This window comes from Pseudaquabacterium pictum (genome assembly GCF_005403045.1).
Classification (GTDB): Bacteria; Pseudomonadota; Gammaproteobacteria; order Burkholderiales; family Burkholderiaceae_C; genus Pseudaquabacterium; species Pseudaquabacterium pictum.
Genome location: NZ_BJCL01000011.1, coordinates 81,930 through 104,747, shown reverse-complemented (window position 1 = coordinate 104,747; position 22,818 = coordinate 81,930). Strand labels below are relative to the sequence as shown.

Genomic DNA, 22,818 nt, shown 5'->3' with positions numbered 1-22,818 from the left:
CGCGGCGCGTCCCTATGCTGCAGGTTGACCGCCTGCAGCACCGGTGGCCCACTGCGCGCTGGCCGGGCAGCCGCCCGTTGCCTGCAACTCGTGGGAGCTCCCGATGACCCTGGACAAGATCGCGCAAGGCAGCGCCGGACCGGTGGCCTTCGCCACGCTGGGCGGCGACACCGCCCTGGCCACCGAGGTGCAGCAGCGCCTCACCGAGGCCGGCCTGCTGGAGCCGCCGGCCGATGGCCAGTTCGGCCCCATCTCGCTGTGGGCGCTGGGTGAATTCATGGCCCGCATCGGCACGCCGGCCAAGTCGCAGCTGGACAAGGAATCGGCCCGGGCGCTGCTGGCGCCCAGCGTCAAGACGCTGTTCCCTCTGGTGCTGCCGCCCACGCTGGCCGGCCGCCTGGCCGCCGCGGTGCTGGCCAAGGGCTGGTGGTTCTGCCGCCACCCGGGCTGCGTGAACATCGTCTATGTCGAGGGCATGAACCCCGACGGCACCGCCAACGAAGACAAGCCCAACATCTTCAACGACCTGCGCACCGTGCTGCAGGTGGATGCCGACGGCGCGGTGCAGCTGGTCGGCAGCTGGCAAGGCACCACCGAGCCCGGCACCTACTACTCCAAGATCAAGGTGCTCGATCCCAACGGCGCGGCGCGCATCGCCTTCGGCCAGTACAAGGCCTGGGAGGTGGGCATGCACCCGCGCAATGGCGCCAACCCGCATGAAGCCCTGGTGCAGGTGGGCCCGATCACCGTGCACCGCGACCTGAACCAGGACTTCGAGCGCACCGGCGACAAGACCTTCACCGGCCTGTTCGGCGTCAACCAGCACTGGGGCTTCGACCTGCCGGAAAGCGACATCGGCAACGCCAGCGCCGGCTGCCTGGTGGGCCGCACCAAGGTCGGCCACCGCGAGTTCATGAAGGCGGTGAAGTCCGATGTGCGCTACATCGCCCGGCCGGGCTTCCGCTTCACCACCGCGGTGCTGGCGGCCGCCGACGTGCCGGACAGCCCGGCCTGAGCACCGGCCGCCGCCACCGTCACCGCGGCGGCGGCACCGGCTGGCCCAGCGCCCGCCGCCACAGCCAGGCCCAGGCGCGGCCCACGGCGGGCCGCATGCCCAGCTGCTCGGCCACCGGCAGCGGCACCCAGGCATCGCCCTGGCGCTGCGCAATCGCAAAGCGGAACACATAGGCCGGCTGCTGGCCCATGCGCAGGTCGGTGATGTGCAGGCGGCCGTCGGTCGCATCCAGCGCATAGAAGCCGTGGCTGAAGGCGGCGATGCGCTGCGCGCCGTCCAGCGCCTGCACCGCCGGCCACAGCGCGGTGCCACGGTCGAAGCGGTCGAAGGCCATGGCCGGGCCGCGGTCCAGCACCGAGCGGAAGCCCTCGTGGTACGCATCGCCCTGCACCGCCACCACCCGCCACAGCAGGGTGTTCAGCGGCGCCGGCGTCACCAGCAGCCGCTCGGCCACGATGCCCTGCGCCGCCAGCGCGGCCCGGGCCACCTGGGTGACGTGCTGCTGTGCCCACACGCCCCAGGCCAGGTAGGCGGTGCTCAGCACCAGGCCGGCGGCATTGGCGGCCAGGCCACGCCCGGTGCCGCCGCTGCGCAGGGCCCAGAGGGTGCCCACCAGCAGCGGCAGGGTGTAGGCCGGGTCGATGATGAACACGCTGCCCACACCGTAGGGGTGGTTGGTGAACGGCAGGCCCAGCTGGGTGCCGTACACCGTCATCGCATCCAGCAGCGGGTGGGTCACCAGCGCCAGCCACATCGCCAGCATCCAGCGCCGCCACAGCGTGCGCTGGCCGCTCAGCCAGGCCACCAGCGCGCCGAAGGGCAGGGCGAACAGCGTCAGCCAGAACGGCGCATGCGTCTCGGCGCGGTGCAGCACCATGTTGCGGATCGGGTCGCCATGGTCGATCAGCACATCCAGGTCGGGCAGGGTGCCGGCCACCGCACCCCAGGCGGCGGCCTTCCACACCGCCGTGCGGCGGCCCATCACGGCCACGCCCACGGCGGCGCCCAGGGCGATCTGAGAGAGGGAATCCATGGGCGCGGATTCTCAGGGCGCGCGGGTGACAGCGCCGGCCTGGGGCCGATCGCCACAATCGGCCGCTTTCACGCCCGCCAGGACACCCGCCATGCCCGCACCCGACATCCACGCCGTCATCTGGGACTTCGGCGGCGTCATCAGCTCGTCGCCCTTCGAGGCCTTTGCCGCCTACGAGCAGGCCCATGGCCTGCCGGCCGACTTCCTGCGCACCGTCAACGCCACCAACCACCTCGACAACGCCTGGGCCCGCTTCGAGCGCAGCGACATCGACCTGGCCACCTTCGACGCCGAGTTCGCCGCCGAGAGCGCCGCGCTGGGCCATGCGGTGCGCGGCAAGGCGGTGATCGCCCTGCTCGGCGGCACCATCCGGCCGCAGATGGTGCAGGCACTGCGGGTGCTGCGCGGGCGGCTGAAGATCGGCCTGATCACCAACAACGTGGCCAGCCCCGGGGCCGAGAACGCCGACCCCACCGGGCGGGATGCGGTGCTGCCGCTGTTCCACCACGTGATCGAAAGCGCCAAGCTCGGCCTGCGCAAGCCCGATCCGCAGATCTACCGGCTGATGTGCGAGGCGCTGGCGGTGGCGCCAGAACACTGCGTCTTCCTCGACGACCTGGGCGTGAACCTGAAGCCCGCGCGCGACATGGGCATGCACACCATCAAGGTGGGCGACCCGGACGTGGCGCTGGCCCAGCTGCAGGCGCTGGTGGGCTTCCCGCTGCAGGGCTGAACGCCGGAAAGCCGGGGTCTTGACCGGCCTGTTCGGCGCATCGGCCCATCGCGGCCCGGGCAGCATGGGCCATCGGCTGGCACCTTGTCCGGCCCGGGAGGCCCGCATGCAGCACGCCGACACCACACCCCTGCCCCCCACGCTGGCACCGCTGCTGGTGCTGCCGCTGCCCACGCTGGTGCGCTTCGGCCGGCTGATGCGCGCCGAGGGCTGGGAGGTGGACCTGCAGCGCATGTGCGTGGACGACGGCTACGCGCTGGACTGCCTGGCCGCCGGCCACTGCAGCAGCGACGCCCGGCTGCGCGATGCGGCCGTGGGCCTGTTTGCCGCCTTCCACCGCAACACCGGCCAGCCGGAAGCGGTGCACTGAACGGTCAGGGCGGCGCGGCCGCCAGCAGCGCCAGCGCCTCGCTGCGCCACCAGTTGGCGGCGGCCAGCCAGCCTTCCCACACGCAGCCGTTGCAGCCGCGGCCGCAGCAGGTGGTGGGCTCGGCCGGCGGCGGGCGCAGCGCCAGGCCCTGCGCCGTCAGCCGGGTCTGCAGATCGGCCAGCACCGGGCGGGCGCTGGGTGCGTCCAGCAAGGGCGGCAGCGGGTCGGTCACCACACCACCCGGGCGGATCACTCGGCCTTGATGCCGGCGCGCTGGATCACGGCCTTCCAGCTGTCGTGCTCGTCGCGGATCACCTTGGCAAAGGCCTCGGGCGGGCCGGTCACCGGGTCGGCGCCGAGCTGGCGCAGGCGGTCGGCCACGTCGGGCGCACGCATCAGCGTGTTCAGTTCGCGGTTGAGCCGCTGCACCACCTCGGCCGGCGTGCCCGCCGGCGCGAAGAAGCCGAACCAGTTGCTGAACGCCAGGCCGGGCACACCCAGCTCGGTGAAGGTGGGCACATCGGGCAGCGAGCCCGAGCGCTGCGCACCGGTGACGGCCAGCGCCCGCACCCGGCCGTCCCTGATGTGCGTCTGCGCCGAGACGATGCTGTCCATCAGGAAGGTGATCTGGCCGGCGATCAGGTCGGTCACCACCAGGCCGGTGCCGCGGTAGGGGATGTGCACCACGAACAGCCCGCCCGCACGCCACTTGAACATCTCGGCCGACAGGTGCGGATAGGTGCCGATGCCGCTGGAGCCGAAGTTGTACTTGCCCGGGTTGGCCTTCAGCGTCTTGATCAGGTCGAGCGCATTGCCCTTGGGGAAGCCCGCGCCCACCACCAGCACGCTGGGCGCGTTGGCCACATGGGCGATGGGCGCGAAGTCGCGGAACGCGTCGTACGGCATCTTCGGGTTCAGCGCCGGGCCGATGGAATGCGTGCTGCTGGTGGCCAGCAGCAGGGTGTGGCCGTCGGCCGGCGCCTTGGCCACCAGATCGGACCCGATGGTGCCGCCGGCGCCGGGCTTGTTGTCGATCACCACCTGCTGGCCGAGCGCGGCACCCAGCTTCTGCGCCAGCAGCCGGCCGATGATGTCGGTGGCGCCGCCGGCCGGAAACGGGATCACCAGCCGCAGCGGCTTGGCCGGCCAGGCCTGGGCGGCGGCCGGCAGCGGCAGGCTGGCGGCAGCCAGGGCGGACAGGGCGATCAGGGAAGCGCGGCGTTGCATGGTCAGGGCGGTGCAGTGGCTGGGGCCGCAGTGTCGCCGCTCGCGGCGACACACACCCGCCATGCGGCCACTGCCAGGGTGTGCATCCACAGGAACTCGCGGCCCATCCATTGCAGCAGCTCGGCATGGAAGGCCGGCCGCAGCCGCCACTGGCGCGGGCCCAGCGGCTCCAGCCAGCCCTGCTCCACCGCGGCCAGCAGGAAGTTGCGGGCCGACCCGCGCGACACGCCCACCCGTTCGGCGATCTGCTGCGGCCAGCCCATGGTGTGCACCTGGCCGTCGGGCTGCACCTGCATGTGGCGCACCAGGCTCAGCAGCTGCGGATAGCCCTTCTCGCGGTTGGTGATCCAGTTCATCGCCGGCAGGCCGTGGGTGATGGCGAAGCGCTCGTGCAGCAGCGGCAGCATGCGGTAGGTGAACAGCTCGGCCACGAAACCGGGCGTGTCGACCATCTGCTGCGGCGTGGCCGGCAATGGCAGCGTGGGCGCGATGCCGCCCAGGAAGCCCTGCACATAACCGGCCATGGCCCGGCGCAGCAGCGGCGTGGGCTCCAGCGGCCGCAGCCGCGCATCACCCGGGCCCGGCGCCGGCTGCAGCAGGCCGGCCACCCGCGCATGCGCCAGGATGGTCTTGATGCGGGAGGCGCCGCCCTCGACCAGGCGGTGGTCGAGCCGGGCGTAGAAATCCAGCACCCGACCCGGCGTGATGCTGACGCCGGGCAGGCTGGCATCCCGCTGGTGGTCCAGCCACAGGCAGGCCAGCAGCAGCACATAGCGGGCGTTGTTGCGCATCACGCTGCCCAGCACCGGCGTGGCGTTGTAGCCGGCCTGCCAGCCGTCGGCAAAGCTGCGCATGCCGTCCCCGAAGCCGGGCCGCTGCGACAGGGCCGCGGCGGCAGCGGTCAGGCCGGGGATGTCGAGCGTGCCGGCGCGCCAGTCACGCGGGTGGTGGCGCAACCAGGGCACCGGGGCGGGCAGGGGATGGGGCGACGGCAACAGCACAGCCCGCATGATGGCAAACCAGGCGGCCCGGCGCATGCGGGCCCGACCCGATGCGCCGCGGCCAGGCTAGCGGCCGCCCTGGGCGTCGTCGATGCGGATGGTGGTGCCGGTGACGAACTCGCTGGCCGGCGACACCAGGTAGAGCAGGGTGCTGTCCATCTGCGCCGGGTCACCCAGCCGCGGCCGGGGGAAGTTCTGGGTGATGTCGCCCACCCGCTGCAGCATGCCGTCCATCATCTCCGAGGCAAACGCGCCCGGCGCGATGGCATTGACGTTGATGCCGAACTTGGCCCACTCCACGGCCAGCGCCTCGCTCATGCGCACCACCGCCATCTTGGTGGTGGCGTACAGCGCGGCGCCGCCGCCCTTGTACTGGAAGGCCGCCATCGACGCGATGTTGACGATGCGCCCCGGCAACTGGGCGGCCATGCGCCGACGGGCGAACTCGCAGCTCAGCAGCCAGGGCGCGCGCAGGTTGACGCTGAGCACCCGGTCGATGTCGGCCACGGCCATCTTGTGGGCGCGTTGCGCATCGGGGATGCCGGCGTTGTTGACCAGGATGCCGGGCGAGGCGCCCAGCCGCGCCTCGATCGCATCGAACAGCGGGGCGAACTGGGCGTCCTGTGTCACGTCCAGGGCAAACGCCTCGGCGCGGCCGCCGGCAGCGCGGATGGTCTGCACCAGGGCGTCGAGCCGGTCGGTGCGGCGGGCGGCCACGGCCACGGTGGCGCCGGCGGCGGCCAGCACCCGGGCGAAGCGGTGGCCCAGGCCGGACGAGGCACCGGTGACCAGGGCCACCTGGCCGCTCAGGTCGAACGAGGCATTGGGCAGGGGGAAATCAGGCATGGCAGTGGGCTCGGCTGACAGGGGCCCCCAGGGGACCACCGCCGGCCCAGGCGCGTCGGTCACCCGCGGGACAAGGCCTGCTGCAGGGCTCAGCCGAAACCGATCGCCGCCGCCTGGTTGGCCAGGCAGGCCAGCACGCTGTGGGCCACGATGCCCGAGGTCTTGGGATTGGCCGCCGTGCTGGCGCCCGACACCGTCACCTGCAGCCGCGAGCCCAGGCCCTCGGCATCAATCTGCCCGGTGTTGCCGGTGGCCGCCGGGTCGGCCACCAGCTGCACCGTGGTGGCCTCGAAGCCCAGGCCGGCCAGGGCCACTGCCGCAGCCAGGTTGGCGTTCTTCGGAAAACCCAGCGCCGCCTGCCGCGCGGTGCCGCTGAACACCACCGCGGGCGCGCGCAGCGCCAGCAGATCCACCTGCTGCTCGGCCGGCGTGCCCAGCCAGGCCTGCGGCGGCTTGGTGGAGGTGTAGCGCACCCGCTGCAGGCCAGCCTGGCGCAGCGCCATCAACCCGTCGAGCCCGGCGATGGCGCCCACCGGCAGCACCAGCCGCGTGCCACCCTGGCGCGCCGCCTGCGCCAGCGCGGCATGCACGGCCGCATCAGCCAGCGCGCCCACCGACAGCGCCAGCAGCGGCGTGCCGCTGGCCAGCACCGCCACGCCATGGGCCACCACCGCGCCCTGGCCGGCGGCCTCCACCACGCCATCGGGCGCCAGGGCCAGCAGCGCGGCCAGGTCGGTCACCACCGCCACGCCAGCCAGCACCGCGGCCTGGGCTGCCGTCACCTGGTGCGGGCGCACCAGCACGGCGGTGAGCTGGTGGCCGGGCACCGGCGTGTGCGCCACCGCCGCCACCAGGGACTGGCCGATGGCGCCGAAGCCGAGGATGCCGAAACGCCTGGGTTGCATGGGGATGGCTGACAGTGGCAGGAACTGCGCAGTGTGCCTGCGCCGCGCAACAGGCCGCGTGAACGCCCGGCCCGGCGCACCAGGCAAGATGGCGACATGCCCGCCGCCCACCCACCCCCCACACCACCCGCACCCGCCCGCAACCCGCTCAGCCCGAAGAAGCTGCTGCTGAGCAAGTGGACGGCGGTGACGCCGCAGCACAAGGAGCGGCATTTCATCGTCACCCGCGTGGTGCTGCCCGAGCCGCCGGCCACCCGCATCGAGCTGGTGGAGCTGGAGGCGGTGCACTCGAAGCGCAGCCTGGTGCTGCCGTGGCGGGCGCTGACCGATGCGGCGGTGTGGCGACGGGGATGGCTGTGAAGTGCCCGCCCGAAACGACTAGACTCCCGCCCCATGCGCCGCTGGCTCGCCATCCTGTTGCTGGTCTTGCTGCCGCTCCAGTCCACCTGGGCGGCCGTGGCCAGCTATTGCGCGCATGCGGCGGCCGGCGCGGTTGACCACGGCGGCCACCACGGCCAGGCGGACACCAGCCACGCCGATCACGGCGTGGTGCCTGAACAGCCGGTGTCGTCCGACAGCGCGTCTTGCGTCCTGTCGGGCATGGGCTGCGGCCACTGCCACGGCCACGGCGCCGGCATGCTGTCGGTGGCCAGCGGCTTCGTGCCGGCGGCACACGGTGGCGCCCCCAGCGCCGCGACTGCCGTGCCAGGTGCCGAGCACCTGCCTGCCCAGCCCGAACGCCCCCAGTGGGCGCGCCTCGCCTGATCGGCGAGGCAGGGTTCTTCTCTTCCCGAACCTGATCCGCGCCTGAACGCGCCAAGGCGGCTGATGGCCGCTGCGGCGCGCCGGGCCGGTGGCGACCGCTGCGTCGCCCCTTGCCGATCTCCCGTGTCCCCCCTCAACACTGGAGCATCGGATGCATCCGACAACACACGCGGCCAGGCCGGCACGGTTGGCCTGGCTGGCCGCCATCCTGGCCGGCATCGGCCTCGGCGCGGCAGCACAGACCGCCGCGCAGCCAAGCCTGCAAGACCTCTTCGACGCCGCCTGGGCACGCCAGCCTGAGGCCCAGGCCCTGCAGGCCCGCCGCGACGCGGCCCGGGCCCAGCAACGTGCAGCCGCGGCCTGGACACCCGAGCCCCCGGCCATGGAAGCCAGCCTGCGCAGCGACCGGCTGGGCCGCAACGACGGTGCGCGCGAACTGGCGCTGGGCATCGCCGTGCCGCTGTGGCTGCCGGACGAGCGCCGCCGCAGTGGCGCGCTGGCCGATGCCGCGCTGGCCGCCACCGGAAGCCGCGCCAGCGCCGCCCGGCTGCGCCTGGCCGCCGCGCTGCGCGAGGCCTGGTGGCAATGGCAGCGCGCCGTCGCCGATGTCGACACCGCCCGGGCGCAGCGGGACAGCGCGCGGCAGCTGGCAGCCGATGTGGCACGCCGCACCCAGGCCGGCGAGCTGGCCCGCGCCGACCAGAACCAGGCCGACGCCGCGGTGGCCGGCGCGGACGCCGCGCTGGCCCAGGCCGAGGCGGCCGCCGCCGCCGCACGCCAGCAGCTGCAGGCCATCACCGGCAGCGCGATCGCCCCCACACCCGCAGCGGCAGCGCTGTCCGAGCCCGAGCCCACCGGTGGCGAGGCAGCCGTGCACCCGGCCCTGGCCGCGTTGCAGGACCAGGCGGCGGTGGCCGAGCGTACCGCCGCGCTGGCCGCCACGCAGTCGCGCGCCCATCCCGAGATGACGCTGGCCACCACGCGCGACCGCGGCGCGGCGGGGGAGCGCGCGGCGCAGAGCCTGACGCTGGCGATCCGCATCCCGTTCGGCGGCGGACCGCGGCACGACGCCCGGGTGGCGGCCGCACGGGCCGATGCCACCGAAGCCCAGGCGCAGCTGGCGCTGGACCGCGCGCGGCTGCAGTCGGACCGCGAGGCCGCCATCGCGCGGGTCGACGCGGCCCGCGCGCAGCAGGCCGCAGCCGAGCGCCGCGCCCGCCTGGCCCGCGAGACCCGCGGCTTCTTCGAGAAATCGTTCCGCCTGGGCGAGACCGACCTGCCGACCCGGCTGCGCATCGAGGCCGAGGCCACCGAGGCCGATCGCCAGGCCGCCCGCAGCCGCATCGAACTGGCGGCCGCCATCTCGGCCTGGCGCCAGGTCCTGGGCCTGCTGCCGCAGTGAGCGCCGCGCCCCCACCCCACATCCCGTCCGGAACCCGACCATGACACCCTGTTCCCCCCTGGCTGCGCTGCTGGTCAGCCTTGCCACCGCCTGGGCCACCGCCGCGCACGCCGGCCCGGGCCATGACCACGGCGACGCCGCGCCCGCACCCAGCGGGCCGGCGCTGCCGCGCTTCACCGCCACGTCCGAGACCTTCGAGCTGGTGGGCGTGCTCAACGGCCGGCAACTCACGCTGTACCTGGACCGCGCCGCCGACAACGCGCCGGTCGCCGGCGCGCAGATCGCGCTGGAGATCGCCGGCGTCCAGCACCAGGCCCAGGCCCAGGACGACACCTACGGCGTGACGCTGGCCGAGCCGCCCAAGCCGGGCGTGCTGCCCGTCACCGCCACGGTGACCACCGGCGCCGAGCTGGACCTGCTCGCCGGCGAGCTCGACCTGCAGGAAGACGCGCACGCGGACGGTGCAGCGCACAGCCACGCCTGGCCGGCACCCGCCGGCTGGGCCGCTGCCGGCCTAGCCGCGCTGGCGGCCCTCATCGCCATCGGCCGCCGCCTGGCAGCCCGCCGTCAACGCCCCACCGGAGCCGCCGCATGACAGCGCACCGCACCCTCCGTCTGTGCACGCTGGTCCTGGCCCTGTGGACAGCGGGCCTGCACCCGCCCGCCTGGGCCGGCCCGGGCCACGACCACGGCGACGCCCCTGCCGCGCCCAGCGCCAACGGCCCGCAGCGCCTGCCCGATGGCAGCGTCTTCCTGCCCAAGCCGGCACAGCGCCAGCTGGGCGTGCGCACCCTGCCCACCGAGGCGGCTGCGCTGCCGCGGTCGTTCGCGCTGAACGGCCAGGTGGTGCCGGACCCCAACGCCGGTGGCCAGGTGCAGCCGCTGAACGCCGGCCGCATCGAGCCGGGCCCGCGCGGCCTGCCCAACCCCGGGCAGCTGGTGAAGAAGGGCGAGGTGCTGGCCTATGTGGTGAGCGCGGTGGCGCCTGTCGAGCGGGCCAACCAGGCCGCCCAGCTGGCGGAGCTGCGCGCGGCCCAGTCGCTGGCCGGCCAGCGCGCGGCGCGCCTGCAGGCGCTGACCGACACCGTGCCGCGCAAGGACATCGAGGCGGCCCAGAGCGACGCGCAGAGCCTGGCCGCGCGCATCGCGGCGCTGGGCACGGCCGTGGCCCCGCGCGAGGCGCTGGTGGCGCCGGTGTCGGGCGCCATCGCGGCCGCGCATGTGGTGACCGGCCAGGTGGTCGATGCGCGCGCGCTGCTGTTCGAGATCGTCGACCCGGCGCGCCTGCGCATCGAGGCCCTGGCCTTCGATGCGGCCATCGCCACCGACATCGGCAGCGCCAGCATCGCCATCGGCGAGCAGCGGGTGCCGCTGCGCTTCATCGGCGCCGCCCGCAGCCTGCGGGCGCAGGCGCTGCCGCTGGTCTTCAGCGCCCAGGGCCCGCAGCTGGCCGCGCTGGCCGTGGGCCAGCCGGTGCAGGTGTTCGTGCAGGGCCGGACGCTGGTGCAGGGCATCGCGGTGCCGGTGGCCGCGCTGATGCGCAACCCGGCCAACCAGACCATCGTCTGGGTGAAGACGGCGCCCGAGCGCTTCGAGCCGCGGGTGGTGACCACCACGCCGCTGGACGGCGTGCGGGTGGCCGTGACCTCGGGCCTGCAGCCCGGTGACCGAATCGCCACCCAAGGCGCCACCCTGATCAACCAGGTGCGCTGACATGGTGCCCCCACGCTCACTTCGTTCACTGCCCCCCAAGGGGGCGCAGGCCTCCCTTGGGGCGGCCCGGCGGGAGTCCTGACATGTTCAAGTGGCTCCTCGACAGCAGCCTGGCCAACCGACTGCTGGTGCTGATCAGCGCCGTGGTGCTGATGGTCTACGGCGCGTTCACGCTGACGCGCACGCCGGTGGACGTGTTCCCCGATCTCAACAAGCCCACGGTCACCGTGATGACCGAGACCGGCGGCATGGCCGCCGAGGAGGTGGAGCAGCTCGTCACCTTCCCGCTCGAGACCACGATGAACGGCCTGCCGGGCGTGGAGAGCGTGCGCTCCACCTCGTCGGCCGGCCTGTCGTTCCTGTATGTCACCTTCGACTGGAGCGTGGACATCTACCGCGCCCGCCAGCTGGTGGCCGAGCGGCTGGCCGCCATGGAAGAGGGCCTGCCCGACGGCCTGGTGCCGCGCATGGGGCCGATCAGCTCGATCATGGGCGAGATCCTGCAGATCGCCATCCCCGTCGACGAACGGAAGATCAGCCCGATGGCGGTGCGCGAGTACGCCGACTGGGTGCTGCGGCCGCGGCTGCTGGCCGTGCCCGGCGTGGCCCAGGTCATCCCCATCGGCGGCCAGGTGCGGCAGTACCAGGTGCAGCCCAGCACCGCTCGCATGGCCGAACTGGGCATCACGCACGACCAGCTGGAAGCGGCGCTGCGCGGCTTCTCGGCCAACACCTCGGGCGGCTTCCTGGAGCTGAACGGGCGCGAGTACCTGATCCGCCACCTCGGCCGCACCTCGCGCCTGGAGGACCTGAGCAACCTGGCCGTGGGCAGCACCCGCGGCCAGCCCATCCTGCTGCGGCAGATCGCCGAGGTGACGTTTGCCGCTGCCATCCAGCGCGGCGATGCGGGCTTTGCCGGCAAGCCGGCGGTCATCCTCGGCATCCAGAAGCAGCCCACGGCCGACACGATCGCGCTGACCCGCACCATCGAGGACGCGCTGACCGGGCTGAAGGCCTCGCTGCCCGCCGGCATGGAGGCGCCGCGCGTCACCTTCCGCCAGGCCAGCTTCATCGAGGCCTCGATCACCACGCTGCAGGGCAAGCTGATCGGCGCATCGGTGTTCGTCGCGGTGATCCTGTTCTTCTTCCTCGGCACGCTGCGGCCCACCGTGATTGCACTGACCGCCATCCCGGTCTCGATCTTCATCACCGCGCTGGTCTTCCGCCACTTCGGCCTGTCGATCAACACCATGACGCTGGGCGGCCTGGCGATCGCCATCGGCGGCCTGGTGGACGACGCGGTGGTGGATGTGGAGAACATCCTGCGCCGGCTGAAGGAAGACCGGGCACGGCCACCGCAGGAGCGGCAACCCACGCTGCAGCTGGTGGCCAGGGCATCGATGGAAGTGCGCTCGGGCATCCTCTACGCCACCGTCATCATCGTGCTGGTGTTCCTGCCGCTGTTTGCGCTGCCGGGCATCGAAGGCCGGCTGTTCGTGCCGCTGGGCGTGGCCTTCATCGCGTCCACGCTGGCATCGCTGCTGGTGTCGGTGACGGTGACGCCGGTGCTCAGCTTCTACCTGCTGCCGCGCCTGAAGACGCTGGACCATGGCGACACCCGCGCCCTGGCCTGGCTGAAGCGGCACTACCGCGGCAGCCTGCAGGTGCTGCTGCAGCGCCCCCGGGCGGCGCTGGCCACCGCCGGCCTGGCGGTGCTGGTGGCGACAGCGGCCGTGCCCTTCTTTCCCACCACCTTCCTGCCGCCGTTCAATGAAGGCACGCTGCTGGTGGGCCTGCGCCTGAACCCCGGCGTCACGCTGAGCGAGAGCTCGACGCTGGCGCGCCAGGCCGAGGTGCTGATCGCCCAGGTGCCCGAGGTCACGCATGTCGGCCGGCGCAGCGGCCGGGCCGAGCTGGACGAGCATGCCGAAGGCGTGCATGTCAGCGAGCTCGATGTCGGCATCGTGCCGGCCGAGCAGCTGACGCGGCCGATGGAGGCGGTGCGCGCCGACATCCGCCGCCAGCTGGCCAACCTGCCCGCGGCCATCGAAGTGGGGCAGCCGATCTCGCACCGCATCGACCACATGCTGTCGGGTGTGCGCTCGCAGATCGCGATCAAGATCTACGGCGAAGACCTGGACGCGCTGCGCAGCCAGGCCGATGCGCTGCGGCAAAGGCTGGCCGGCATCCCCGGCATCGCCGACCTGGCGGTGGAGAAGCAGGTGCTGGCGCCGCAGATCAAGGTGCGGGTGGACCATGCCGCCGCGGCGCAGTACGGCGTGCCCGCGCCGCAGATCCTGGCCACGCTGCAGGGCCTGGTGGAGGGCGAACGGGTGGCGCAGATCGTGGAGGGCAACCGGCGCTTTGCGCTGGTGGTGCGGCTGCCGGAATCGGCACGCTCGGTGGACGGGCTGGCGCAGATCCTGATCGAGACGCCGGCCGGCCGCATCCCCTTGTCCAAGCTGGCCACGATCGAAGACAGCGACGGCCCCAACCAGATCAGCCGTGACGACGGCAAGCGGCGCATCGTGCTGTCGGCCAATGCCGCGGGGCGGCCGCTGTCGGAGGTGGTGGCCGACATCCGCCAGGCCACCGCGCAGACGCGGCTGCCCGAAGGCATGTTCATCACACTGGGTGGCCAGTTCCAGGCGCAGGAGGAAGCGGCGCGGCTGATCAGCCTGCTGTCGGTCGTCTCGCTGACGGTGATGTTCGTGGTGCTGTACAGCCGCTACAAGAGCGCGGTGCTGTCGGCACTGATCATGGTGAACATCCCGTTGGCGCTGGTGGGCGCGGTGATCGGCCTGTGGCTGTCAGGCCAGCCGCTGAGCGTGGCCGCGATGGTGGGCTTCGTCACGCTGGCGGGCATCTCGGTGCGCAACGGCATTTTGAAGGTCAGCCACTACATCAACCTGATGCGCGCCGAGGGCGAGCCGTTCGGCCAGCCGATGATCGTGCGCGGCTCGCTGGAGCGGCTGAGCCCGGTGCTGATGACCGCGCTGGTGACCGCCTTTGCGCTGGCGCCGCTGCTCTTCGAGGCCGAGCGCCCCGGCACCGAGGTGCTGCACCCGGTGGCGGTGGTGATCTTCTCGGGCCTGATCAGCGCCACCCTGCTCGACACCTTCCTGACACCCGCGATGTTCTGGCTGTTCGGCCGCCGGCATGCCGAGCGGCTGCTGAACGACCGGGACACCGAGGCCTTGTGACCCCGGCCCCGACCCCGGCACCGGCCGACCCTTCCCTCAACCCCCTGAAAGGACTCTCATGACGAACCGATTCCCCCTGGCCGCCGTCACCTTCGCCCTGGCCCTGTCCCTGGCCGGCCCGGCCCATGCCGCCGGCGCGCACGACCACAGCCCCAAGCACGGCGGCGTGGTGACCGAGACCAAGGAGATGGACATGGAGCTGGTGGCCAAACCCACGGTGTTGCAGCTGTACCTGCGCGGCCACGGCCAAGGTCAGAAGATCGATGTCTCCAAGGCCACCGCCAAGCTGACGCTGCTGACCGGCACCGAGAAGCAGGAAGCCACGCTGCAGCCCGCGGGCGACAAGCTGGAGGCCAGCGGCAGCTTCAAGGTGGGGCCAGGCACCAAGGCGGTGGCCGTGGTGACGGTGGGGGGGAAGGCGGCGACGGCGCGGTTTGCGGTGAAGTGAGTGGATTGCCTCACCGCACGCAGGTGCGGCAGGAGCCCGGTCAGCAGCGACGCCGCCGCGCCGCTGCTCCCACCGCGAGCAGACCCAGCGCCATCAGCGCATAGGTGCTGGGCTCGGGGATCGGCGAGATCTCCCAACGGAAGGTGCCGTTCATCTGCGCGCTCCTGTTGAAGCCGGTCTCAGCGCTGAGGTTGGCGTTGTTCATCAACGACACGGTGTACTCGTTGCCCGGGGTCAAGCCTGCCTCGAAGGTACCGCTCGTGGTCGGATCGAAGACATCGCGGATGACCGAGCTCTGCTCGGGCTCCGGACCACCCGTCACCACAATCTCCCAGCCTTGCAAGCCGAAGGTGCTGCCGGTTCCGACCACGTTGTAGTGAACGCGGAACTGTGCGTCGCCGGGATTGGCGATGAACGTGTAGCTCCAATCTGGCAGGGCGGTGTTCAACGTGGTCATGATCCGCGGCGAGTCGATCTCGACGCTCCATTCCCAGCCGTACCCCTCGAAGCTGACGACACCGGCATCGGCGCTGGCCCAGACGGCATTGCCGTAGCCCTGGGCGGTGGCCGAATTGCTCTTCGCATCGGTGCTGAACGCCATGCCACCGACAGAAAGCGGGTTCAACGCGGATCCCCAGGCATCACTCGTTTTGTCGACATGGACCTCACCAGCGATCTCCACTGTGGCCTCGAAGCTCATCGAGGCTGCCAGCGGCGTGGCGGCCAGCGCGGGTCCGGTGACGCCGGCGGTCATTGCAGCCAACGTCAGGAGAGAAAACTGCACCTTCATGGGCTTGGTCCTTGTCGCAATGGATGTCGGATCCAGTCTAGCGAGCCCACCGACGTGCCACGCCCCCCCGGATTGCGGGGGCCGGTCAAGGGTCTGCGCGACTTGATGCGACTGCCCTCACGGCGCGCCGGACTTGTTGCTCAGGTCATTCCTTGCTCTGCTGTTGCCGGAGAAGGGGGCGAAACGGCTGCGGTTCAGTAGCAGGTGATCAGTCGCCTGCGTCGACAACGGGAGGGCGCCAGCCCGGATCGCGCAGACGCTGAAGGCGCCAGGCCAGCACGCTTTCTTTCGGCCACTGCGCCTGGCGTTCGGGGAGCAGCATGCGCCGGTGATGCAGCGCGACGAGCCGATGCAGGTCAGGCACACGGTCGTCGAGGGCTGGGCTCACGTGCCAGCACAAATCCGGACCGGGCGCGATCAGGTTGCGGTCCATCGCCCAGTGCATGTCCGGTGTGAGCGCAATGCCGTTGCGTGGATCGTCGTCACCAGAGATGGAGAACGGATGAATGTGAGCCGCCTCAACCATCGCCTCACCCCCTTGGAGCAACACACGGTGACCGGTTGCAGCGCAGCGGTAGTCATAGAACTCGATCACCACGCTGCGAAAGGCAGCGCTGCGCACATAGGCCGGTGGTCGGGGCTCTGCAAGGACTGCTTGTGGCTCTCGCAAAGTGCGTTCGTAGCGGCTGACCGCGCGGCTGCGTTGCGCCATGCGGTTCAGTTCCTGCAGTCCCCGCTGAAACCACCGTCGTGCGATCGCATCCGATAGCGCGATGGTCGCGTCGGCGTCCTGCAGCAAGTCGAACAGCGCATCGTCCAGACGCACGTGGTCGATGCGTTGGACGATCGCGCTGTCGCTGCGTGCGGTGTCCATTGCAGCCACCACCACCTCGCACCCCACTCGCGGCACCAGATGCCAGAAGCTTGACTGCCTGTTGCGCAATCGCCCCTTGAGGTGGAAAAACGGAAAGTAGGCGTTTGGGTGATCGCCTTCACGTCGGACGGCGTCGAAGTACCGGCGGTAGCGCTCCAACAGCGGCGGCTCGTAGGCAATGCGGTTCTCTCGCAAGCCACCCGCGAGTGCCAGGTCCAGCACGGCCAGCAGCATGCAGATCTTGTGCGGGCTCGCCCGACCGTTGGTGCTGTTGATCACGAGGCTGTCGAAACAAGCCTCGTAGTGCCGCAGCGCGTCGCTCCGGGCCTTGGACATGTTCACGTGACTTCGCGAATTCCGATGGATTGGAGGTAGCTGTAAGTCCCGTCGTAGAACGCTGGCGTGCGTGTTGGGTCTTCGGGCTCGCCATGTGGCACAACGATCACCATCCCTTGCCGCGCACGGGTCAGCAACACACGATAGGCGTTCTTCAGGTACAGACGGCGATCCGGCTTGTGGATGTGCTGCCAGCGATCGCCGACGAACGCGTGGTGCTGCCAACCGGCCGGCTGGTGGCGAAGATCGGCATCCCAGACAACGCCCACCCAGTCGAGTTCCAGGCCTTGCACTTGGAACTCGGTCGCCACGTCTTCGAGGTAGTACGACGAGCGGACATCCTCGCGATCGTTGAGGAACCAATTGACCGGGTCGACGGGCGTACGAACGTCGATGGCATGGGGCTTCAGCCGCAAGGCCTGCGATGACACGACGAGGCCGTAGCGCTCACTCCCGCGCGCCTGGCGGCGCAGCCAGCGCCGCGCGCTATCGACGGACCTCGTCATCACCAGCGGGAAGTTCGCAGCGAATTCTCGGTAAAGCGACGCTGCGGCGTCGACCTCCAGATCGAGTACCCGCTTGACGAAGTCCGATACATGTTCCGCACGGAACGACCGCATCGAGACACCCAGGTGCAAGTCATCGTCGATGTGCACCCTCGGGTTGCCTGCCATCGCAGCGATGGTGTCGCCAGCAGCGTACTCGGAGCCCATCAGTTGGGAGGAAAGGTGGACGTGCCATTCTGGGTAGGTGGTGCGCACCACCTCTAGCCACTCGCCGATGCCTGCCTCACCTGTGTTGATCTCCTGCCCGCCACCCACAAGACACACGATCACGGCCCAGTCGCGATGGCGGTCCAGACACGAGATGAGGAAGTCCGGCTCAGACTGTCGGAAACCCACTCGGCCTTTCTTGCGCTGCATGAAGTCAGCAGTCTTGGCCAGGTTCCAAGCGCGCTGCGCCTCATCGAAGATGGTGACGTGCTCGGGCGGCTGCGAGGGGTCCTTGAGACCCTCATCCCGAAAGTGGTGCACAGCCTGAATGAAGGCCTTGACTGCTTGCCGGGCAATACCCTTCGTGACCTTCCGGCCCTCACGCCGCTCCTGCAAAACACGGTCTCGCGCCAGTGCCTCGGTCAGGATGGCAACGAGCGGTCCATTGCCCGACAGATACACGCTGTGCAGATCACTGGCGGCATCCTGGAAGCGCGTAGCGACGTCCAAACCCACGAGTGTCTTCCCGGCCCCAGGGACACCCGTCACGAAGCAGATCGACTTGCACGACACGTCACGCGCATGACGGATGAGGGACGCCACCTTCTCCGAGGTGCGGGCCAGGTTTTTGGCACCTGCATCGTGCCTTGCAATCTCCTTGACAGAGTGCCGTCGGTACAGGCTCGTGGCGGCCTCGATGATCGTTGGCGTGGGCAGATAGCGTCCGCTCTGCCAAGCAGCATCGTCCATTGCCTCCTCGGCCGCGACGCCCAGCACCTGCTGGAGGAATTCGCCGAGCCGGTCTGCAGAGACCAGCGTGGGATCGGCCACCCGATCAGCCGATCGCAACTGACCGCGCTGCAGCCGACCTTTGGCGCCGGTGATCACCAGCACCGGCCAGATGACCCGGTGATGGCTGGTCGCGTGGAAGTTCTTCAGGTCCAGCGCGTAATCCCAGGTCTGCTCGATGTCTGCTCGTTGGAAGTCTGTCCCACCCGTCTTGAACTCAAGCACGAACACCATGCCACGAAGCAGCAGCACAGTGTCGATGCGCTTGCCCAAGCGCGGCACCACAAACTCAAAAAGAACTTCACCCGGACCGAGCGGCGACAGCAGCCCGCGCAGCAGCCTAATCTCTTGCTGCCAAGCGTTGCGCTGAAGAACATCGACAGCGAATTCGCTCGCTGCGGTCAGCGCGCCGAGCACGCGGTCTTCGTCGCAAGCCAGGAAACCCGAAACAGAGCTGGCGTAGTAAGCGCGAGTCAATTTCATGGCCGTAGGACGCCAAGTCAGGCGCTCTGGCGCGCGCCCCAACAATGACTGATCGGTGGTGGTGTCACAAGGCAGTTCGACAGCCTTGATGAGGTCGTCAGCGCATCTGCAAAGTCGCTCACTGCGTTTTCCGCAAGTCGCAGCAAGCAGTGCCTGGCAGTCGCACCAAGGCGTGGTGGATCGCAGATAACTTGGCGCCCTATGTCGCGACAGAGTTACACGTCAATATTCGCCGCCCGCAACGCATTCGATTCAATGAAGTCCCGCCGCGGCTCCACCTCATCGCCCATCAGCATCGTGAACACCCGGTCCGCCTCGATCGCGTCGTCGATCTGCACTTTCAGCAGGCGGCGTACGGTCGGGTCCATCGTGGTCTCCCAGAGCTGCTCGGGGTTCATCTCGCCCAGGCCCTTGTAGCGCTGGCGGCCCACCGCATGCTCGGCCTGCGCCAGCAGCCAGGCCATGGCGGCGCGGAAGTCGGCCACCTTCTGTTCCTTGGCACGCTCGCCCTCGCCACGCCGCACGATGGCGTCGTTGCCCAGCAGGCCCTTGAAGGTGAGGCCGGCTTCCTTGAGCGCCGCATAGTCGGCGCCATGCAGGAAGTCCTGCGTGATCACGCTGGCCTTGATGTTGCCGTGGTGGCGGCGACCGATGCGCAGCAGGTGCTTGTCGGTGCGGGCATCGAACTGCGCCTCCACCGTGGCATCCACCAGCGCGGCCTGCAGGGCCACGGCGCTGGCCTCGGCGGCGGCGGCATTGTCCAGGTCCAGCACCAGGCCGTTGGCCATGGCGCGCAGCGCGTCCAGGTCCATCCAGTTGCCCAGGCGCTCGATCACATGCGCGGCCAGCACGTACTTGCCAGCCAGCGTCTGCAGTTCATCGCCCTGCAGCACCGGCCGCCCACCGGCGGCGTTACCGTCGGGCAGCACGGCGGCGCCGTCCAGCGCCACCTTCAGCAGGAAGCTGTCCAGCTCCAGCCCGTCCTTCAGGTACTGCTCGTGCTTGCCCACCTTCACCTTGTACAGCGGCGGCTGGGCGATGTAGATGTGGCCACGCTCCACCAGCACCGGCATCTGCCGGTAGAAGAAGGTCAGCAACAGCGTGCGGATGTGGGCACCGTCCACGTCCGCGTCGGTCATGATGATGATACGGTGGTAGCGCAGCTTGTCGATGTTGAACTCTTCGCTGCCGATGCTGGTGCCCAGCGCGGTGATCAGCGTCACGATGCTGTCGCTGCTCAGCAGCTTCTCGTAGCGCGCCTTTTCCACATTCAGGATCTTGCCGCGCAGCGGCAGGATCGCCTGGAACTTGCGGTCGCGCCCCTGCTTGGCACTGCCACCGGCCGAGTCACCCTCGACGATGTAGATCTCGCACAGGCTCGGGTCCTTCTCCTGGCAGTCTGCCAGCTTGCCGGGCAGGCCCATGCCGTCCAGCACGCCCTTGCGGCGCGTCATCTCGCGGGCCTTGCGGGCGGCCTCACGCGCACGCGCAGCCTCCACGATCTTGCCGCAGATGATCTTGGCATCCAGCGGGTTCTCCTGCAGCCAGTCGGTCAGCAGCTTGGAGACGATCTCTTCCACCGGGCCGCGCACTTCGCTCGACACCAGCTTGTCCTTGGTCTGGCTGCTGAACTTGGGCTCGGGCACCTTCACGCTCACGATGCAGGCCAGACCTTCGCGCATGTCGTCGCCGGCAATCTCCACCTTGGCCTTCTTGGCCAGCTCGTTGTCGTCGATGTACTTGTTGATCACCCGGGTCATCGCGGCGCGCAGGCCGGTCAAGTGGGTGCCCCCATCACGCTGCGGGATGTTGTTGGTGAAGCAGAGCACGTTCTCGTTGTAGCTCTCGTTCCACTGCATCGCCACTTCAACGCCCACGTTGGTGCCGTTGTCGCTGAGCTTGTCGCCCGCGGCGTGGAAGATATTCGGGTGCAGCACCTTCTTGCCGGTGTTGATGAACTGCACGAAGCCGCGCACGCCGCCGGCAAAGGCGAAGTTGTCTTCCTTGCCGTTGCGCTCGTCCACCAGGCGGATCTTCACGCCGTTGTTCAGGAAGCTCAGCTCGCGCAGCCGCTTGGCCAGCACGTCGTAGTGGAAGTCGATGTGGCTGAAGATGGTGTCGTCGGGCAGGAAGTGCACCTCCGTGCCCCGCGCCTCGGTGTCGCCGATGATCTTCAGCGGCCGCACGTCGAAGCCGTCGCGCTGCTCCAGCAGCCCGTCCTGCGGCACGCCCATGGCAAATTCCATGAAGTGCGCCTTGCCGTCGCGGCGGATGGTCAGCCGCAGCCACTTGCTCAGGCCGTTCACGCAGCTCACGCCCACGCCGTGCAGGCCGCCGCTCACCTTGTAGCTGTTCTGGTTGAACTTGCCACCGGCATGCAGCTCGGTCAGCGCAATCTCGGCCGCGCTGCGCTTGGGCTCGTGCTTGTCGTCCATCTTCACGCCGGTGGGGATGCCACGGCCGTTGTCGATGACGCTGATGCTGTTGTCGGAATGGATGGTGACGATGATGTCGTCGCAATGCCCGGCCAGCGCCTCGTCGATGCTGTTGTCCACCACCTCGAACACCAGGTGGTGCAGGCCGGTGCCGTCGGACGTGTCACCGATGTACATGCCCGGACGCTTGCGCACCGCCTCCAGGCCTTCCAGGATCTGGATGCTGCCTTCGCCGTAGGCGGCCGATGCCTCGTTGCCGGTGGACGCGGCCGCACCTTCGGCGGTGGGCACCTCGCGCTGCGTCACGCCGCTGCTGCTGGGCTTCTTCGGGTCTTGGGGCGTGGTGGCGTCGGTCATCGCAAGCTTTCTTCCTGGGTGGGCTGGCGCAAATCACCGGCCCATCAAAACGCTGAAGCGGGCTCGCGGCCCGCTGTGCTGTCGTGCTGGCCGTCGGATCAGATCCGCATGGGCATGACGACGTACTTGAATCCGCTCTGCTCGGGCACGGTGATCAACGCGCTGGCATTGCCGTCCTGCAGCTCGATCTTCACCATGTCCTGGCTGATGTTGGACAGCGCGTCCATCAGGTAGGTCACGTTGAAGCCCACCTCGATGGTGTCGCCGCCGTAGTCGATCTCGATCTCTTCCTTGGCCTCTTCCTGCTCGGCATTGCTGCTGGCAATGCGCAGGGTGCCCGGCTCGATGTTGACGCGCACGCCCTTGAACTTCTCGCTGGTCAGGATGGCCGCGCGCTGCAGGCTGGCCAGCAGGGTGGCCCGGCCCAGGGTCACGCTGTTCTTGTGGTTCTTCGGGATCACGCGGTTGTAGTCGGGGAACTTGCCCTCGACCAGCTTGGTGACGAAGTCCATGCCCGAGAAGCTGAACTTGGCCTGGTTGCCGGCAAAGCGCATCTCGATCGGGGTGTCCTCGTCCTTCAGCAGGCGCTGCAGCTCCAGCACCGTCTTGCGCGGCAGGATCACCTCCTGCTTGGGGATGTCGGTCTCCAGCTGGCTCTGCGCCAGCCCCAGGCGGTGGCCGTCGGTGGCCACCAGGGTCAGCTGCTTGCCTTCGGCCACGAACAGGATGCCGTTGAGGTAGTAGCGGATGTCGTGCACCGCCATCGCGAAGTGCACCTGGTTGATCAGCGTCTTCAGCGTCTTCTGCGGCACGCTGAAGGCAGGGCCGAAGTCGACCGCCTCGTTCACCAGCGGAAAGTCGTCGGCCGGCAGCGTCTGCAGGGTGAAGCGGCTCTTGCCGCCGGTCAGCGTCAGCTTGTTCTGCGCCGCGGTCAGCGTCACCAGCTGGTCGTTGGGCAGGCTGCGCAGGATGTCGATCAGCTTGCGCGCGCCCACCGTGGTGCTGAGGTTGCCCGCATCGCCGCCCAGCGTGGCCTGGGTGCGCACCTGGATCTCCAGGTCGCTGGTGGTGAACTCGATGTCCTCGCCGGTCTTGCGCAGCAGCACATTGGCCAGGATGGGCAGCGTGTGACGCCGCTCCACGATGCCGGCCACGCTTTGCAGGGCCTCCAGCAGTTTTTGTTGCGGCGCTTTCAGAACAATCATGTCTTCCTCTTTGAACTTGGTAGTTCTAGTAGAGAGCGGTGGTTTTTGTGAACAAGCCCATTTTCACCTGTCTTTTCAAGGCTTTAGCCGGCCCGGAAGTCTGTGGGGCAAGGGCCCGGAGCCTGGCGCGCAACAGACAACAACTTCGCGGCGCGCGCCGGGCCTGTGGACAGGT

General features: G+C 69.8%; 21 protein-coding genes. 10 read left to right on the top strand and 11 right to left on the bottom strand.

From position 1 onward, the window contains the following. Positions 1 to 103: 103 nt before the first annotated feature. A complete protein-coding gene (locus tag FFT10_RS19420) occupies positions 104 to 1,015 on the top strand; it encodes a peptidoglycan-binding protein (RefSeq protein ID WP_137734521.1) in 912 nt (303 codons plus the stop codon). 19 nt (positions 1,016 to 1,034) lie between these two features. Here the strand turns inward: FFT10_RS19420 and FFT10_RS19415 are convergent, their stop codons facing one another. Further along, a complete protein-coding gene (locus FFT10_RS19415; protein WP_137734520.1) occupies positions 1,035 to 2,048 on the bottom strand; it encodes a metal-dependent hydrolase in 1,014 nt (337 codons plus the stop codon). A gap of 91 nt (positions 2,049 to 2,139) precedes the next feature. Between FFT10_RS19415 and FFT10_RS19410 the strand changes: the two genes are divergently transcribed. Then, complete coding sequence (locus FFT10_RS19410; protein ID WP_137734519.1) at positions 2,140 to 2,781, top strand: HAD-IA family hydrolase; 642 nt, start codon at positions 2,140 to 2,142, stop codon at positions 2,779 to 2,781. A 106-nt stretch (positions 2,782 to 2,887) separates the two neighbouring features. After that, complete coding sequence (locus FFT10_RS19405) at positions 2,888 to 3,151, top strand: hypothetical protein (protein ID WP_137734518.1); 264 nt, start codon at positions 2,888 to 2,890, stop codon at positions 3,149 to 3,151. 4 nt (positions 3,152 to 3,155) lie between these two features. Here the strand turns inward: FFT10_RS19405 and FFT10_RS19400 are convergent, their stop codons facing one another. From FFT10_RS19400 to FFT10_RS19380, 5 genes are all read right to left on the bottom strand, one after another. Beyond that, the gene (locus FFT10_RS19400) at positions 3,156 to 3,371 is read right to left on the bottom strand and encodes an oxidoreductase-like domain-containing protein (protein WP_373282547.1); all 216 of its coding nucleotides are present in this window, start codon (positions 3,369 to 3,371) and stop codon (positions 3,156 to 3,158) included. Positions 3,372 to 3,400: 29 nt separating this feature from the next. After that, the gene (locus tag FFT10_RS19395; RefSeq protein ID WP_137734517.1) at positions 3,401 to 4,378 is read right to left on the bottom strand and encodes a Bug family tripartite tricarboxylate transporter substrate binding protein; all 978 of its coding nucleotides are present in this window, start codon (positions 4,376 to 4,378) and stop codon (positions 3,401 to 3,403) included. Between the two features lie 2 nt (positions 4,379 to 4,380). Continuing rightward, positions 4,381 to 5,343 (bottom strand): helix-turn-helix domain-containing protein, encoded by a 963-nt coding sequence (locus FFT10_RS19390; RefSeq protein ID WP_137734516.1) that lies wholly within the window; start codon positions 5,341 to 5,343, stop codon positions 4,381 to 4,383. 102 nt (positions 5,344 to 5,445) lie between these two features. Continuing rightward, on the bottom strand, positions 5,446 to 6,225 hold the full coding sequence (locus FFT10_RS19385) for an SDR family NAD(P)-dependent oxidoreductase (protein ID WP_137734515.1): 780 nt from the start codon (positions 6,223 to 6,225) through the stop codon (positions 5,446 to 5,448). 89 nt (positions 6,226 to 6,314) lie between these two features. Beyond that, positions 6,315 to 7,130 (bottom strand): aspartate dehydrogenase, encoded by an 816-nt coding sequence (locus FFT10_RS19380; RefSeq protein ID WP_137734514.1) that lies wholly within the window; start codon positions 7,128 to 7,130, stop codon positions 6,315 to 6,317. Positions 7,131 to 7,226: 96 nt separating this feature from the next. Between FFT10_RS19380 and FFT10_RS19375 the strand changes: the two genes are divergently transcribed. The 7 genes from FFT10_RS19375 to FFT10_RS19345 all read left to right on the top strand — a co-directional run bounded on the left by FFT10_RS19375 (position 7,227) and on the right by FFT10_RS19345 (position 14,661). Next, the gene (locus FFT10_RS19375; RefSeq protein WP_137734513.1) at positions 7,227 to 7,490 is read left to right on the top strand and encodes a TIGR02450 family Trp-rich protein; all 264 of its coding nucleotides are present in this window, start codon (positions 7,227 to 7,229) and stop codon (positions 7,488 to 7,490) included. 33 nt (positions 7,491 to 7,523) lie between these two features. Then, positions 7,524 to 7,895 (top strand): hypothetical protein, encoded by a 372-nt coding sequence (locus FFT10_RS19370; RefSeq protein WP_137734512.1) that lies wholly within the window; start codon positions 7,524 to 7,526, stop codon positions 7,893 to 7,895. Positions 7,896 to 8,046: 151 nt separating this feature from the next. Further along, positions 8,047 to 9,297, top strand: a complete 1,251-nt coding sequence (locus FFT10_RS19365; protein WP_137734511.1) for a TolC family protein — start codon at positions 8,047 to 8,049, stop codon at positions 9,295 to 9,297. Positions 9,298 to 9,337: 40 nt separating this feature from the next. Continuing rightward, a complete protein-coding gene (locus FFT10_RS19360) occupies positions 9,338 to 9,892 on the top strand; it encodes a hypothetical protein (RefSeq protein WP_137734510.1) in 555 nt (184 codons plus the stop codon). Beyond that, positions 9,889 to 11,010 carry an efflux RND transporter periplasmic adaptor subunit gene (locus FFT10_RS19355; protein WP_137734509.1) on the top strand — a complete coding sequence of 374 codons (1,122 nt, stop codon included), beginning with the start codon at positions 9,889 to 9,891 and terminating at the stop codon, positions 11,008 to 11,010. The genes FFT10_RS19360 and FFT10_RS19355 overlap by 4 nt, the downstream gene beginning before the upstream one ends. Positions 11,011 to 11,093: 83 nt before the next feature. Beyond that, complete coding sequence (locus tag FFT10_RS19350) at positions 11,094 to 14,213, top strand: efflux RND transporter permease subunit (protein ID WP_137734508.1); 3,120 nt, start codon at positions 11,094 to 11,096, stop codon at positions 14,211 to 14,213. Between the two features lie 58 nt (positions 14,214 to 14,271). After that, positions 14,272 to 14,661, top strand: a complete 390-nt coding sequence (locus tag FFT10_RS19345; protein WP_137734507.1) for a hypothetical protein — start codon at positions 14,272 to 14,274, stop codon at positions 14,659 to 14,661. Between the two features lie 40 nt (positions 14,662 to 14,701). Here the strand turns inward: FFT10_RS19345 and FFT10_RS19340 are convergent, their stop codons facing one another. The 5 genes from FFT10_RS19340 to dnaN all read right to left on the bottom strand — a co-directional run bounded on the left by FFT10_RS19340 (position 14,702) and on the right by dnaN (position 22,643). Next, positions 14,702 to 15,451 (bottom strand): PEP-CTERM sorting domain-containing protein, encoded by a 750-nt coding sequence (locus FFT10_RS19340; protein ID WP_137734506.1) that lies wholly within the window; start codon positions 15,449 to 15,451, stop codon positions 14,702 to 14,704. A gap of 208 nt (positions 15,452 to 15,659) precedes the next feature. Next, a complete protein-coding gene (locus FFT10_RS19335; protein WP_137734505.1) occupies positions 15,660 to 16,661 on the bottom strand; it encodes an HNH endonuclease in 1,002 nt (333 codons plus the stop codon). 2 nt (positions 16,662 to 16,663) lie between these two features. After that, the gene (locus FFT10_RS19330; RefSeq protein WP_137734504.1) at positions 16,664 to 18,646 is read right to left on the bottom strand and encodes a DUF2075 domain-containing protein; all 1,983 of its coding nucleotides are present in this window, start codon (positions 18,644 to 18,646) and stop codon (positions 16,664 to 16,666) included. Between the two features lie 215 nt (positions 18,647 to 18,861). Further along, positions 18,862 to 21,438 (bottom strand): DNA topoisomerase (ATP-hydrolyzing) subunit B, encoded by a 2,577-nt coding sequence (gene gyrB / locus FFT10_RS19325; RefSeq protein ID WP_137734503.1) that lies wholly within the window; start codon positions 21,436 to 21,438, stop codon positions 18,862 to 18,864. Positions 21,439 to 21,536: 98 nt separating this feature from the next. After that, a complete protein-coding gene (gene dnaN / locus FFT10_RS19320) occupies positions 21,537 to 22,643 on the bottom strand; it encodes a DNA polymerase III subunit beta (RefSeq protein WP_137734502.1) in 1,107 nt (368 codons plus the stop codon). Between the last annotated feature and the right edge of the window lie 175 nt (positions 22,644 to 22,818).